Source organism: Actinoplanes sp. ATCC 53533, from assembly GCF_003947245.1.
In genome coordinates this window covers 1-13,228 of record NZ_QHHV01000231.1, presented here as the reverse complement: position 1 = coordinate 13,228, position 13,228 = coordinate 1, and the positions used below count along the sequence as shown (strand labels likewise).

The following is a 13,228-nucleotide window of genomic DNA, read 5'->3' as shown; positions in this document are numbered from 1 at the left end:
CCCCGCTGTGGCAGATCGGCCTGGGCGCGGGCATCCTGCTCGCGATCGACCTGCTCTTCCTGGCGGCGAACCTCACCAAGCTCGCCCACGGCGCCTGGCTGCCGCTGCTCATCGGCCTGACCGCGTTCACCGTGATGACCACCTGGCAGCGCGGACGGCAGGTCGTCACCCGCGAACGCGAACGCGCGGAAGGCACGCTCCGCGCGTTCATCGATCGGCTGCGGGACGACAAGCATCCGCTGGCCCGGGTGCCGGGCACCGCTGTCTTCCTCAACCGTGGCAAGCAGACCGCGCCGCTGGCGTTGCGCGCCAACGTCGAACACAACCACGTGCTGCACGAGCAGATCTTGATCGTCTCGATCGAAACGTTGCCGATGCCGCATCTGCCGGACTCCGAACGGATCCAGGTCGACGACCTCGGCTATGCCGGCGACGGGATCATCCACGTCAGCGCCCGGTTCGGCTATATGGACACGCCGGACATCTCCTCGGCCCTGCGACTGCTCGGCCCGGACCAGACCGAAGGGCCGATCTCGCTGGACGAGGCGTCGTACTTCTTGTCGAAGATCGAGCTGACGAGGGGACCGGCGCCCACGATGGCGCCCTGGCGCAAGCGGCTGTTCATCGCGACGTCTTACCTCACCGCGGACGCCGCCGAATTCCTGGGCCTACCGCGCGACCGCACAGTGATCATGGGATCGCGGATCGACGTCTGACACTCGCCCGTCCGGATCATCCGTCGCGATCTCCCCTGACCCGAGTCGGGTCACCTACGTCGAGCCCACCAGTCTCTTGACATGTCATGCTTCCGGATGGCTAGACTGAATGGCATGTCATCTAGTTTGGGTCCGCATGGGTGGCGCGACATGTAAAGGGAGGAACGGCTATGCGCGGCAAGGTTTTCGCCCTGAGCAACGGCGTTTTGTGGTCATCCACTGCACGGGCCTATCTGCCCTCGTTTCCGTTCGGGGCGTCCGCCAAGGCGTATCGGGCCGGGTTTGCCGGCCGTAGGCATCCGGCGCTGCTCAAGGGCGAGCGGGTGTTGTTGAGCGAGCGCGACGTTCGCCTGCCGTGGGTTGTGTCCTCGGTCATATCTGGTCTGGAGTCCGCTACCGGCGCCTTTCGATGGCGTGCCGGAGGGCGGTAACGGGGATCGACCGCTTCCCGGCCACCGGGAGCGGGCCGCATCGTCACCCTGAGCGGTCGGGACCATGCGGGTCCCGGCGGGTCACGCCTGCGCGCTGTCGATCCGGTCGAGGATGCGGTTGGAGATGCGGGCGAGGGCGTCGAGGTCGCCGGGGGCGAGGGCGTCGATGACCAGGTGTCTGATGGCGCGGACATGGTGGGGTGCGGCGGCCTGGATGGCGTCGTGGCCGGCGGAGGTGAGGCAGACGAAGGCGGCGCGTCCGTCTTCGGCGCATTCCTCCCGGACGACGAGGCCGCGTTTGATCATGCGCGCGATCTGGTGCGACAGGCGACTTTGTTCCCAGTCGATGGCCTTGGCGAGGTCCTGGAAGCGGCGCCGGTGGTCGGGAACGTCGGTGAGGGCGACCAGGACTTCGAAGTCGGCGCCGGACAGCTTGGCGTGGGCCTGCAGGTCCCGGGCAATGGTGGCGGCGAGTTTCTGGTGCAGCCGGACGAAGCTGCGCCAGGCATGCTGCTCGTCGGGGGTCAGCCAGTGGGGTGATTGCTCGCTCATGCAGTGCCAGCATACTTGACGATTGATGCGTCATGCATCTCGCCGGTCCCGGGACGAGCGCGGGATGCTTCCCACGTTCGTCGTTTGGTCAGCCCAATTCATGCCCACCGAGTCTGCCGGAATCTCTTGACATGTCATGCATCTAGTTCCGGCTCCGCGCTGGCGTTGAGTTGAAGCAGCTGCTTGGCGGCCTGTCGCCGGGGTGGGTAGCCGATCTTTGCAGACCCGTGTGCCACGGCAGGACCTGCTGCCGCGTCTTCCATTGCGGATACATAATCGCCTTTGCCTGGAGGATGGATGCGACACCCAGTCATGGCCGCGGTGGCGGCCGTCGGCGTCAGCGTTCTGACCGCCGTCGTCGGCGTACCGGCGTGGGCCGCCGAGGCTGATAAGCCGGCGGCGATCGTGGTGAAGGACGGTGCGACCCAACCGGTCTTCGACTACGGCAAGGCGATCAACGAGGAGATCTGGGTCGAGGTGCCGCTGGATACCGACGGGGACGGGTCGCGCGACCGGGTGCACCTGGACGTCACGCGCCCCGGCGAGACGGAGACCGCGGGCCTCAAGGTCGGGTCGCTCATGATCGCCACGCCCTACCAGGGTGACTTCGTGGAGGCGCCCTACCACTCCGTGGATCCTGAGCGGCTGCCACAGGAGAAGGACGCGGCGGCCGCATCGGTTGCCGGGCGTGCTCGCAGTGCGGTCGGCGACACCCGGGCCGGGGAAGCCCGGGCCGGGGATGACGAGGAAGGCTATCCCGAAGAGGGACTCTGGGAGTATTTCGTCAGGCGCGGCTACGCCATGATCACGATGGACAGTCTCGGCACCGCGCGCTCCACCGGTTGCCCGGATGGCGGCGGTCCGCACGAGGCTGCCGCGACCCGCGCGGTCATCGACTGGCTCGGCGGCTCCGGGCGTGCTTACGACGCCGCCGGGCAAGTCGTCTCGGCGGGTTGGTCGGCTCGCTCGGTCGGCATGTACGGGGTCTCCTACAACGGCACGCTGCCCCTCGCCGCCGCCGTGACCGGTCGCTCCGCGCTGAAGACGATCATCCCGATGTCCGCGGTCTCCAGCTGGTACGACGAGTATCGCGCCAACGGCCTGGTTGTCGCGCCGTACCTCTGGCAGGGCGAGGACGTCGACATTCACGCCAAGGTCATCCTGTCCCGGGTGAACCCGCAGGTGTGCGCGGCCGCCATGGATCGGCTGACCCGTGAGCAGGACCGCGTCACCGGCGACTACTCCCCGTTCTGGGCAGCCCGTGACTACGCGTCCAAGGCGGCGAAGATCGAGGCCAGCGTCTTCCTCGTCCAGGGCCTGCGCGACTGGAACGTCAAGACCAAGCAGGGCATCCAGATGTGGGAGGCACTCGGCCGCCACGGCGTCGACCGCAAGCTGTGGCTCTACGACGGCGACCACGGCTCCGCGAACGCGCCCGCGTTCTTCCCCGCCATGCGCCGCTGGATCGACCACTACATCTACGGCGTCGACAGCGGCATCGAGGACGAGCCGCCGGTCACCTTGGAGGATTCCGCCGGCACTGTCGTCGAGACCACCACCGCCTGGCCGGTCCCCGGCTCGGCCCGGGTCACGCTGCCGCTGGCCGTGGGTAAGCCGCGGACCGACACGTTCGTCGACAACGGCCGCGACATCGTCGCCGAAGAGCTGCTCCAGCCGTCCGGGAACTCACTGGCCTACCTGACGCCGGAGCTGACGGGCGGGGCCCGGCTCAGCGGTGCGCCGCGGGTCGCGCTCGACGTCAGCATCGACAACCGTACGGCCGCCAACCTGACCGCGTTGCTGGTCGACTACGGCCCCTCCGGCACGGAACCGGTCATCGTCACGCGCGGATGGATCGACCCGCAGAACCGGGGTTCGCTCTCGCGGTCGTCGGCGGTCACACCTGGAAAGACCTACCGGTTGGGCTGGGACATGCAGCCGCAGGACTACACGTTCGCGTCCGGTCACCGCATCGGCGTCGTGGTGATCTCCACCGACTACGACTACACGCTGCGGCCGCTGCCCGGCACCCGGGTATCGGTCCGGCCGACCACCAGCACCATCCAGTTGCCCCTGGTCGGCGGCCGCGCCGCGCTGACCTTCTAGACCGGTGGTGCGGGTCCGGGCAGCGATGGGGAGGCCCACGCTGCCCGGAGCCCGCCCGGAAACCTGCTGTCGTCAGTTCTCGCAGCCGACCTGTGTGTCCTTCTTCGCCTTCTCGCAGTGGTCGCCGTAGGCGCGGCGATCAGCGCCGACGGCCGGTACGTCGCGTTCAGCTCCTCCGCCACCGACCTGCTCCCCGACGGCGCGCGGGTGATCGGCCTGTACGTCCGCGACCTCCAGACCGGCGATACCAACGGAAAGTCCGACCTCTTCGTCCGCGACCGCGGGTCCGGCGCGACCACCCGGCTGACCATCGACCACGCCGGCGGCGGCGACGCGGACGGCGACACCGACGGGGACGGCCGCAACGGCGGCACCAACCCGGTGGCATTGCGCCCCGACGGCGGCGAGACCGCGTTCCCGTCCGACGCGGCCAACCTGGTCGCGGCCGACACCAAAGCCGCCACCGACGTCTTCGTTCGCGACACCGGCTGTAGCTGAGTCACAGCCCTCTGGTGGCATCGCCAACCGTGACGACGGGGTTGGTCAGCGTCCCGAGTGCCGTGGACGTTATCTCGATCGTGTCGCCGGGGCGCACGGTGAAGTCGGCGTCCGGTACGACGCCGGTGCCGGTCAGCAGCACCACGCCGGCCGGGAAGCTCAGCGCCCGGAACAACCAGCCGGCCAGGTCCTCGAAGCCGCGGGCCATCGCCGACGTCGAGGTCGTTCCGGCGTACGCCTCGAGGCCCGCACGCAGCACCCGCAACCCGATCTGGAACGGGCCCGGGCCGACCGCCCAGCTCGGCACGATCGCCGGGCCCAGCGCACAGGAACGGTCGTAGATTTTCGCCTGCGGCAGGTAGAGCGGGTTCTCACCCTCGATCGATCGGCTGCTCATGTCGTTGCCCAGCGTGTAGCCGAACACGTCCCCGGCCGCGTTGAGCACCAGGCCGACCTCGGCTTCGGGCACATCCCAGCCGGAGTCGACGCGGATCCCGACGGCGTCGCGGTCGCCGACCACACGCCACGGACTGGCCTTGAAGAAGATCTCGGGACGGTCATTGTCGTAGACATGGTCGTAGAGGGAACCGTGCCCGGACTCCTCCTTACGGCCGTCGCGGCTGCGCAGGTACGTCACCCCGGCCGCCCAGACTTCCTGCCGGTCAACGGGCGGAAGCGCTTTCTCGCCGGGCATGTCGCCGCCGGCTTCGCGGGCGGCGGCCTCGACCACGGCCCGGGCCTGGTCGAGCGGCAAGGCGAGCAGATCGGCGAGAGTGCCGTCGAGCACGGCCCATTCGCCGTCCTGGCGCACCGCCCAGCGCGACGCGTCGCCGGCGCGCAGGTGGTGAATGGAGATCGGCATGTGATCCATCCTAAGTCTGCGGAAATGCGGCCGTTTCTCTTGCGTCGAAACCTCTTCTGCCGACGACGAGCCGGCAACCTGCGGCGAGGGCCGACGCCGTTACCCTGTTCAGGTGCCGGTTCGTGTGAAGATCGTTGACACGGGTCCGGCATCTCGAAAGGACTATCGACATGCCCCGCGTGGTACCGGCGGTCATCCGCGCACTCGACATCCTCGAACTGTTTCTGGACCGCCCCCAACTGTCGGCCCGCGAGGTGGCCGAGCGGCTCGACCTGCCTCGCACCACCGTCCACGAACTGCTTGTCACGCTCGTGGCTCGCTCGTACCTGATCTCCGTCCCGGGCCAGCCGGTGCGGTATCGGCTCGGCATGCCCTTGTTTCAGCTCGGCGCGGCGTTCGCCGGCCAGCTTGACCTGGTCCGCGAGGCGCAGGGCGTGGTGCGGGAGGTGGCCGCCGCGTGCGACGAGGCGGTCCACGTGGCCGTGCTCGACGGCGCCGATGTCATCTACCTCGTCAAGGTCGACAGCACGCACCCCGTCCGGATGGTCTCCGCGGTCGGCCGGCGGTTGCCGGCTCATTGCACGGCGGTCGGCAAGATACTGCTGTCGGGCCTGGACCAGGCGGGCCTGGACGCGGTCCTGACGAAGGGTGCCCTGCCGGGCATGACGCCGGACAGCATCACCGACCCGGACCGCCTGCGGGCACATCTCGAACGCGTCCGGGCCGAGGGCGTCGCCGTCGACATCGGCGAGTCCGACAGCGCGATGCGCTGCGTCGCCGCGGCGGTCCGAGACCATTCCGGCGCGACCATCGCCGCGATGAGCGTCTCCGCACCGATCATCCGCTGGACCCCGCAGGCGCCTGTGGAGTGGACAAAGCTGGTTCGTGAGGGCGCGGCCACGCTGTCCGCCCGCATGGGTTACCTGGCCCAGCCCCGATAGCCGGCCTGCCGCTTTCGGCCGGTAACCGCATCGAAACATTGACACCCCTCAAGGGTTCCTCTACGTCGCCCGCGCTCGATACGATATCTCGAACACAGTTCGAAATCTCGAACAACAGTGTTCCGCGGTGAGGGGGAGCTGAAGGAGGCGAGTGGTCATGGAGGACAACCCGTTGTGGTCCCGGCGCGGCTTTCTGGGGATGGGGGTGGGGGTGCTCGGCGCGGCCGGCCTGGCCGCGTGCGGGGGCGACTCCGACGCGCCTTCCAGGGTGCAGCCGGAGGTTCCGAAGGAGCTCCTCGACGCCGCGGCGTCGGTGAAGGGCTCCTCGATGGGGGTGCTGTCGCAGAAGCTGTACTCGACAGCGGCGAACGAAGCGCTCGACAGCTCGATCAAGAAGTTCGCCGACGCCACCGGGACGAAGATCGAGAACAGCCTGGTCCAGGCCGACGCCGGTGACGTGGTGGCCAAGATCGACGCCGAGGTCAAGGGCGGCGTGGCGCGTGACCTGGCGTTCATGACCGACTCGCGGTTCATCGCGCAGTTTCACGCGCTCGGCGACCTGGAAGACGTGACCGACATCGTCAAGGCGCTGACGGCCAAGTACGGCGAGCCCTGTGCGGAGGCCAAGAACTTCTGCGTCTTCGACGGCAAGTGGTTCGCCATCCCATACCACTTCATCGGGATCGGATCGTTCCTGCGCAAGGACTGGATGCGGGACAAGGGCATCGCTGGAAAGGAGGTCTACACCTGGGAGGAGCTGCGGGACCTGTGCCTGGAGATCTCCGATCCGACCAAGCGCCGGTTCGGCTGGGGCATGACCGTGAACCGGTCCGGTGACGGCAACGGCATGATCGAGGCGCTGATCAACTCCTACGGCGGGGCGATCGCCTCCAACGACGGCAGGAAGGTCACGTTCGACTCCCCCGAGACGGTGCAGGCGGCGACCTTCCTGGGCGACATCTACACCAACCCCAAGTACCAGCCGATGCTGCCGCCGGGGGTGGCCAGCTGGGCCGACACCAGCAACAACGAGAACTGGCTCGCCGGGATCCTCGGCTACACCCGCAACAGCTTCAGCGTCTACGCGGACTCCAAGACCAAGAAGAACCCCGTGTACGGCAACACCCACGTCTTCTCCGACTGCATCGGGCCGGCGACCGACAAATCCCTGCTGCTCGGCCAGTCCCAGGGTTTCGTCGTCTTCAAGGGTGCCAAGAACGCCGCGCTCGCCAAGCTCCTGGCGCAGTACCTGGTCAGTGCGCCCGCGCTGCTCGGGGTGGCGAAGGAGGCGCCCGGCCTGGCGATGCCCGCCTGGGCGAAGGTCTGGGACGCCGACCCGTTCTTCACCAGCGGCGATCAGGCGTTCCCCATGCTGCGCAAGATGTCCCAGCAGCCGTTGCCGCTGTCCACGAAGAACGGCCTGGCCTTCCCGCAGAAGGCCAGCGCGGGCCAGCAGGCCGTCGTCGCGGCCTACGTCCTCACCGACATGATGCAGCAGGTCGTCCAGGGAACGGCGCCCGCGCGGGCCGTGACGGCCGCCCACGCGAAGATGGTGCAGATCTTCACCCAGCAAGGGCTGCCGCAGTGAGGTCGGTCCGATCAGCGCCGGCCCCGGCGACGGGGACATCCCCGCCGCCGGGGCCCGGCTCCCTCACCACGACCCAGCGGCGGCTGGGTCGTGACTGGCGGCTGGCGGCACTGTTTCTGGCGCCCACGGCCGTGCTGGTCGGCGCGCTCGTGCTCGTGCCGATCGCCCGGTCGGTCGTCACCAGCACCACGGAACGGCACGGGCAGGACAGCGTGTTCGTCGGCCTGGGCAACTACCTCGCCCTCGCCGGCGACGAGCAGTTCCGCACGGGCGTCGTGAACTCGTTCGTCTTCACCGCGTACGCCGAGGTGTTCAAGGTGGTGCTGGGGCTGGCCGCGGCCCTGCTGCTGCACCATCGGCGTCGTGGGCGGGCCTTGCTGGCCGGGTTACTCCTGGTGCCGTGGGTGGTGCCGACGGTGGTGACGGCGTTCAGCTGGCGCGCGCTGCTCGACCCGATCTTCGGCAGCGTCAACATCCTGCTCACCAGCTCCGGGATCGGGCCGCTGCTGGCCTCGGCACACCTGGTCGACAGCTGGCCCGCGGGCTGGCTGGCCGACGCGTCGCTGGCCATGCCTTCGGTGATCCTCGTCAACGTGTGGAAAGGGGTGCCGTTCTTCACCGTCTGTTTCCTCGCCGGGCTGAAGGCCATCCCGGCGGACCAGTACGAGGCGGCGACCATCGACGGCGCCTCGTCGTGGCAGCGGTTCGTCCACGTGACATTGCCCGGACTGCGCCACGTGATCACCGTGACGGTGACCCTGTCGTCGATCTGGACGTTCAACAACTTCGACCTCATCTGGTTGCTGACGCAGGGCGGCCCGGGCGACGTGACCGCCCCGTATGTGCTCGTCGCCTACTCGAAGGCGATCCTGCAACTGCAGTACGGCGCGGGCGCGGCGGTCACGCTGGTCATGCTGCCGATCATCGGCGGGCTGGTGTTCGTCCTGGTCCGGTTGTTGCGCCAGGACGCCGGCACCGAGCCACCCCGGCGAAGCCGGACGGCGCAGCGGATCGGGACGGCGCGGAAGGCGATGCCGTGGGTCGTCACCGCGGCGGTCACGGGTCTGCTGGCCTGGGCGTCACCGCAGATCTTCTGGAAGGCGGCGGTGGTCCTCGGGCTGATTCTGTTGGTCGCGGCGGCGGTCGGCCGGGTGGTCTCGGCGTTCCAGGCCCACGGAGGCCGCCGGGCGTCGTCCCTGGTGTCGGGCCTGGGGTCCGGTGTTGCGCTGGCCGGGTTGCTCGCCTTCGTGCTGGGCCCGCTGTACTGGATCGCTGTCACGGCCTTCAAGTCCGAGAGCCAGGTCGTCATGCGCGACCACGACCTGTGGCCGACGCCGTGGACCCTGGAGCAGTTCGGTGCCCTGTTCACCAACCAGCCGTTCGGCCGCTGGTACCTCAACACCGTGCTGGTGTCCGCGGCGTCCACCGCGGTGGCACTGGTCTGCGCCGCCCTGGGGGGCTACGCGCTGGCCCGGCTGCGGTTCCGCGGTGCGCAGGGCTTCACCGTCACGGTGCTGCTCACCTACGTGATGCCGGGCGCGCTGCTGTTCATCCCGCTGTACCAACTGCTCATCGGGGTGCGGCTCACCGACTCGTTGTGGTCGCTGGTGGTGACGTACCCGACCTTCACGCTTCCGTTCGCCACCTGGCTGCTGGCGGGGTATTTCGCGTCGATCCCCATCGAGCTGGAGGAGGCCGCGCTGGTCGACGGCTGCACCCGCGCCCAGGCGTTCCGCCGGATAGTGCTGCCCCTCGCCAAGCCGGGGCTGCTGGCGGTCGCGCTGTTCACCCTGACCAATGCCTGGAACGAGTTCCTCTTCGCCTTCGTGTTCATCACGAAGGACGAGTACAAGACGCTCCCCGTGGGGATGCAGTCGATGATCGCCGGGGACGTCGTGCCGCAGGGACAACTCGCCGCGGCGTCGCTGCTCGTGAGCATCCCGGTGGTGGTCATGTATGCCTTCGGGCAGCGTTTCTTGACCGAAGGGCTCACTGCGGGCGCGGTAAAGGGCTGACCTACGCGGAGTAATCATGGGACTCACTGAGCGTTTCGAGGCTGTGGCGAGTCGTCGGTAACGAATCGAGTGCCGTGCGCAAACCCCGGCGAAACATGCGTGGGCGAGCATTGCGGGGGTGAGGGGCCCTGACTCGACCCGCGAAGCGTCGCCCGTGCTGCGTTCGTCAGCGCGAGACCGCGACGCGGCCGGGACCGGACGGTACGCCCGCTTACCCGGCGGGGTGCCGTGCGCGCCGTTCTCCCGCCCGGCGGGCGCGCACCTTCTGACGCGACCTCTGGACGAAGGAGAGAGCTCTGATGCAGTCGGTTCCCCGTTTCCTGCAGGGCATCTATAGGTTCGAGGGCAAAGGGCTGGACCAGCCGTTTCCGCTGGACGGCCTGCTTCCGTACACAGTCCCGGACGGGACGGTGACGCAGCCGGTCTACTTCCGGGGCGGGAACGCCGCGCACGAGCTGATCTGCGTGATCCTGATGCGGGACGGCACGCCGATGCGATACTTCCCGATCGCCGCGAAGGGGGATGTCCACGTACCGTTGCGCGTGGTCGAGGACCTGGAGCCGGGGACGTCGATCGAGTTGCACGTGGCCGCGCCGGTCGGGATCGCTGCCGCTGTGGTGATCGACCTCGGCCTCGTCGAGGTCTGAGATGGCGACGAGGCTGGTGGTGATCGGCAACGGGATGGCCGGCGCCCGCGCCGTCGAGGAGATCCTGGATCGCGGCGGCGGAGACCTGTTCGACATCACGATGTTCGGTGCCGAGCCGTACGGCAATTACAACCGCATCCTGCTGTCCAATGTGCTCAGCGGCGTCGACGACGAGTCCGGAATCTTCCTCAACGACCTGGACTGGTACGCCGCGAACGACATCAACCTGTACACCGGCGTCCGGGTGACCCGCATCGACCGGTTCGCCAAAACGGTGGTCGACGAGCGCGGCGGGGAGACGCCCTACGACAAGCTGATCATCGCGACCGGCAGCGACGCGTTCGTGCCGAGGATCGCCGGCCTGCACCGCCCCGGACGGGGCTACCACCAGGGCGTCTTCACATTCCGCACGATCGACGACACCCGAGGGATGATCCGGTACGCCCGGGAGCACCAGCGCGCCGTCGTGATCGGTGGCGGCCTGCTCGGCCTGGAGGCGGCCCGCGGCCTGCAGTCGCACCTGCCCCACGTCACGCTCGTCCACTCGGCCGGCCACCTGATGAACGCGCAGCTCGACCCGCAGGCCGGCGCGATCCTGCGCCGATCCGTCGAAGCACTCGGCATCGAGGTCGTCACCGGCGCCCGCACCACCGAGATCCTCGGCAAAGATGTGGTCAACGGCGTCAAGCTCGCCGACGGCCGGACCATCCCGTGCGACGTCGTGGTGGTGGCGGCCGGCATCCGGCCGAACGCGGCGCTGGCCGAACGCAGCGGCCTGGACGTGGAGCGCGGCATCGTCGTCGACGACCAGATGCGCTGCGCGGACGAGCCGGACATCTACGCGGTCGGCGAGTGCGTTCAGCACCGCGGTGAGACGTACGGGCTGGTCGCCCCGCTGTGGGAGCAGGCGCGGGTGCTGGCCGACCACGTCACCGGCGCGAACCCGGACGCCGCCTACCACGGCTCGCGCATCGCCACGAAGCTCAAGGTCGCCGGCGTGGACGTGGCCGCGATGGGCCTCAAGGAACCGGAGCGGGACGACGACGAGACCGTGGTGTTCGCCGAGCGCCGTCGCGGCGTGTACCAGAGCGTGATCGTCCGGGACGGCCGGCTGGTCGGCGCCACGCTGCTCGGCGACATCAGCAAGGTCGGATACCTGATCCAGGCGTTCGACCGTGGCTCCCCGCTGCCGGAGGAGCGGATCCGGCTGCTCTTCGACCTCGGCGCGCCGACGGTGGAGACGACCGTGGCGGAACTGGCCGACTCCACGCAGGTCTGCAACTGCAACGGTGTGACCAAGCGGGCGATCGTCGACGTCGTGCAGGGCGGCGTGCGAACGGTCGGCGGCGTCGCGGACGCCACCCGGGCCGGCAAGGGCTGCGGCTCGTGCAAGACGCTGGTGGCGCAGATCGTCGAGTGGGCGGCCGACGGCGACATCGAGGAGGACGAGGCCGCCTCGTGGTACGTGCCCGGCATCCCGATGCCGAAGCCCGAGCTGATGACCACGATCCGGAACATGGAGCTGAAGTCGGTCTCCGCCGTCTTCGCCGCGCTCGCCCCCGGCGGCGCCGAGGACGCCAAGTCGAAGATGGGCCTCGCGTCCCTGCTGCGGATGATGTGGGCCGACGAATACATCGACGAGCGCGACGCCCGGTTCATCAACGACCGGGTGCACGCCAACATTCAGCGCGACGGCACGTTCTCCGTCGTCCCGCAGATGAAGGGCGGCGTGACCAGCCCGCACCAACTGCGCCGGATCGCCGACGTGGCCGAGAAATATCGCATCCCCCTGGTCAAGCTCACCGGCGGCCAACGGATCGACCTGCTCGGCGTCCGGAAGGAGGATCTGCCCGCGGTCTGGGCCGACCTCGAAATGCCCAGCGGGTACGCCTACGGCAAGTCCTTCCGGACCGTGAAGACCTGCGTCGGCTCGGACTTCTGCCGGTTCGGGGTCGGCGACTCCACCGCGCTGGGCATCGCGATCGAGAGCCAGTTCCAGGGCCTGGAGAGTCCGGCCAAGCTCAAACTCGCCGTGACCGGATGCCCACGCAACTGCGCCGAGGCGTACGTGAAGGACCTCGGCGTCGTCGCCATCGACGGCGGCCGGTGGGAGATCTACATCGGCGGGGCGGCCGGTGCCCACGTCCGCAAGGGTGACCTGCTGGCCACTGTGGACACAGCGGACGAGGTGATCCGGCTGACCGGGCGCTTCCTGCAGTACTACCGCGAGCACGCGAACTGGCTGGAGCGCACGTACGGGTTCGTGCCGCGGATCGGCATCGAACGGCTGCGGGAGCTGATCGTCGACGACGCGGACGGCCTTGGTGACGGGCTTGATGAACGGATGCGGGCGTCGACGGCCGCCTATCGGGACCCGTGGAAAGAGGGGACCGAACCGGCCACGCCTGGGCAGTTCCGCACGTCGCTGCCGCTGATCCCACTGCCCAGGGTGCCGGCAGGCGGGTCGGAGATCTCCTGAATCTCGTCGTCACGGCTAACCCCGCTGGACCGAAGCGCCGGCCCTGCGCCGTCTTGTGCCCCGATCGCGTCCTGGAAATGGTACCGCGTGGTACGATGCTGCCCATGACGAGGATGACTCTGCGGGAATTCCGCGACGGCGCCGGTCGAGTGCTGGAGGCGGTCGAACGTACGCACGAGCCCGTGATCATTACGAAGTACGAGCGTCCGGTCGCGGTGCTGATCGGTATCGACGAGTGGGAGGAGCTGGAGGCGTTCCGCGATCGCAAGGACTCTGCGGCGATCGCCCGTTCCCGCGCCGAGGGCCAGTTCGTGCCGCTGACTGCGGCGTTGGAGTCGCTTGGCGTGGATCCTCGCGAGGTCGAGGCGCTGTTGGCGGACCGGGCGGGCGGCG

At 68.8% G+C, this 13,228-nt stretch carries 11 protein-coding genes; 9 read left to right on the top strand and 2 right to left on the bottom strand.

The annotated features are described in order from the left end of the window. The coding region (locus DMB66_RS50360; protein WP_199753112.1) for a KUP/HAK/KT family potassium transporter at positions 1-716 on the top strand (716 nt) is incomplete at its 5' end. Positions 717-1,228: 512 nt separating this feature from the next. On the opposite strand, the gene DMB66_RS50355 is transcribed toward DMB66_RS50360, so the two are convergent. Further along, entirely contained in the window at positions 1,229-1,699 is a 471-nt protein-coding gene (locus DMB66_RS50355) for a MarR family winged helix-turn-helix transcriptional regulator (RefSeq protein WP_125811214.1), read from the bottom strand. A 297-nt stretch (positions 1,700-1,996) separates the two neighbouring features. Between DMB66_RS50355 and DMB66_RS50350 the strand changes: the two genes are divergently transcribed. Together DMB66_RS50350 and DMB66_RS50345 are read left to right on the top strand one after the other, a co-directional pair. Beyond that, entirely contained in the window at positions 1,997-3,805 is a 1,809-nt protein-coding gene (locus DMB66_RS50350) for a CocE/NonD family hydrolase (RefSeq protein ID WP_125811213.1), read from the top strand. A 117-nt stretch (positions 3,806-3,922) separates the two neighbouring features. Next, on the top strand, positions 3,923-4,303 hold the full coding sequence (locus DMB66_RS50345; RefSeq protein ID WP_125811212.1) for a hypothetical protein: 381 nt from the start codon (positions 3,923-3,925) through the stop codon (positions 4,301-4,303). A gap of 1 nt (position 4,304) precedes the next feature. Here DMB66_RS50345 and DMB66_RS50340 read toward each other — a convergent pair whose 3' ends face one another. After that, positions 4,305-5,165 (bottom strand): fumarylacetoacetate hydrolase family protein, encoded by an 861-nt coding sequence (locus DMB66_RS50340; protein WP_125811211.1) that lies wholly within the window; start codon positions 5,163-5,165, stop codon positions 4,305-4,307. A gap of 170 nt (positions 5,166-5,335) precedes the next feature. Between DMB66_RS50340 and DMB66_RS50335 the strand changes: the two genes are divergently transcribed. From DMB66_RS50335 to DMB66_RS50310, 6 genes are all read left to right on the top strand, one after another. After that, positions 5,336-6,106, top strand: a complete 771-nt coding sequence (locus DMB66_RS50335; RefSeq protein WP_125811210.1) for an IclR family transcriptional regulator — start codon at positions 5,336-5,338, stop codon at positions 6,104-6,106. A 157-nt stretch (positions 6,107-6,263) separates the two neighbouring features. Further along, positions 6,264-7,694: an extracellular solute-binding protein gene (locus tag DMB66_RS50330; RefSeq protein WP_125811209.1), complete on the top strand. Its 1,431-nt coding sequence runs from the start codon at positions 6,264-6,266 to the stop codon at positions 7,692-7,694. Next, the gene (locus tag DMB66_RS50325; protein WP_125811208.1) at positions 7,691-9,709 is read left to right on the top strand and encodes an ABC transporter permease subunit; all 2,019 of its coding nucleotides are present in this window, start codon (positions 7,691-7,693) and stop codon (positions 9,707-9,709) included. Before DMB66_RS50330 ends, DMB66_RS50325 begins: the two co-directional genes overlap by 4 nt. A gap of 299 nt (positions 9,710-10,008) precedes the next feature. Next, the gene (locus DMB66_RS50320; protein ID WP_125811207.1) at positions 10,009-10,356 is read left to right on the top strand and encodes a molybdopterin oxidoreductase; all 348 of its coding nucleotides are present in this window, start codon (positions 10,009-10,011) and stop codon (positions 10,354-10,356) included. Between the two features lies 1 nt (position 10,357). Next, the gene (gene nirB / locus DMB66_RS50315) at positions 10,358-12,835 is read left to right on the top strand and encodes a nitrite reductase large subunit NirB (protein WP_125811206.1); all 2,478 of its coding nucleotides are present in this window, start codon (positions 10,358-10,360) and stop codon (positions 12,833-12,835) included. A gap of 104 nt (positions 12,836-12,939) precedes the next feature. Next, positions 12,940-13,228, top strand: a 289-nt coding sequence (locus tag DMB66_RS50310; RefSeq protein WP_199753111.1) for a type II toxin-antitoxin system Phd/YefM family antitoxin, incomplete at its 3' end; no start/stop codon positions are given.

Coding starts and splice junctions, on each gene's coding strand:
- DMB66_RS50340 (WP_125811211.1), bottom strand. CDS start 5,165: ATGCCGATCTCCATTCACCACCTGCGCGCCGGCGACGCGTCGCGCTGG.
- DMB66_RS50350 (WP_125811213.1), top strand. CDS start 1,997: ATGCGACACCCAGTCATGGCCGCGGTGGCGGCCGTCGGCGTCAGCGTT.
- nirB (WP_125811206.1), top strand. CDS start 10,358: ATGGCGACGAGGCTGGTGGTGATCGGCAACGGGATGGCCGGCGCCCGC.
- DMB66_RS50330 (WP_125811209.1), top strand. CDS start 6,264: ATGGAGGACAACCCGTTGTGGTCCCGGCGCGGCTTTCTGGGGATGGGG.
- DMB66_RS50335 (WP_125811210.1), top strand. CDS start 5,336: ATGCCCCGCGTGGTACCGGCGGTCATCCGCGCACTCGACATCCTCGAA.
- DMB66_RS50320 (WP_125811207.1), top strand. CDS start 10,009: ATGCAGTCGGTTCCCCGTTTCCTGCAGGGCATCTATAGGTTCGAGGGC.
- DMB66_RS50355 (WP_125811214.1), bottom strand. CDS start 1,699: ATGAGCGAGCAATCACCCCACTGGCTGACCCCCGACGAGCAGCATGCC.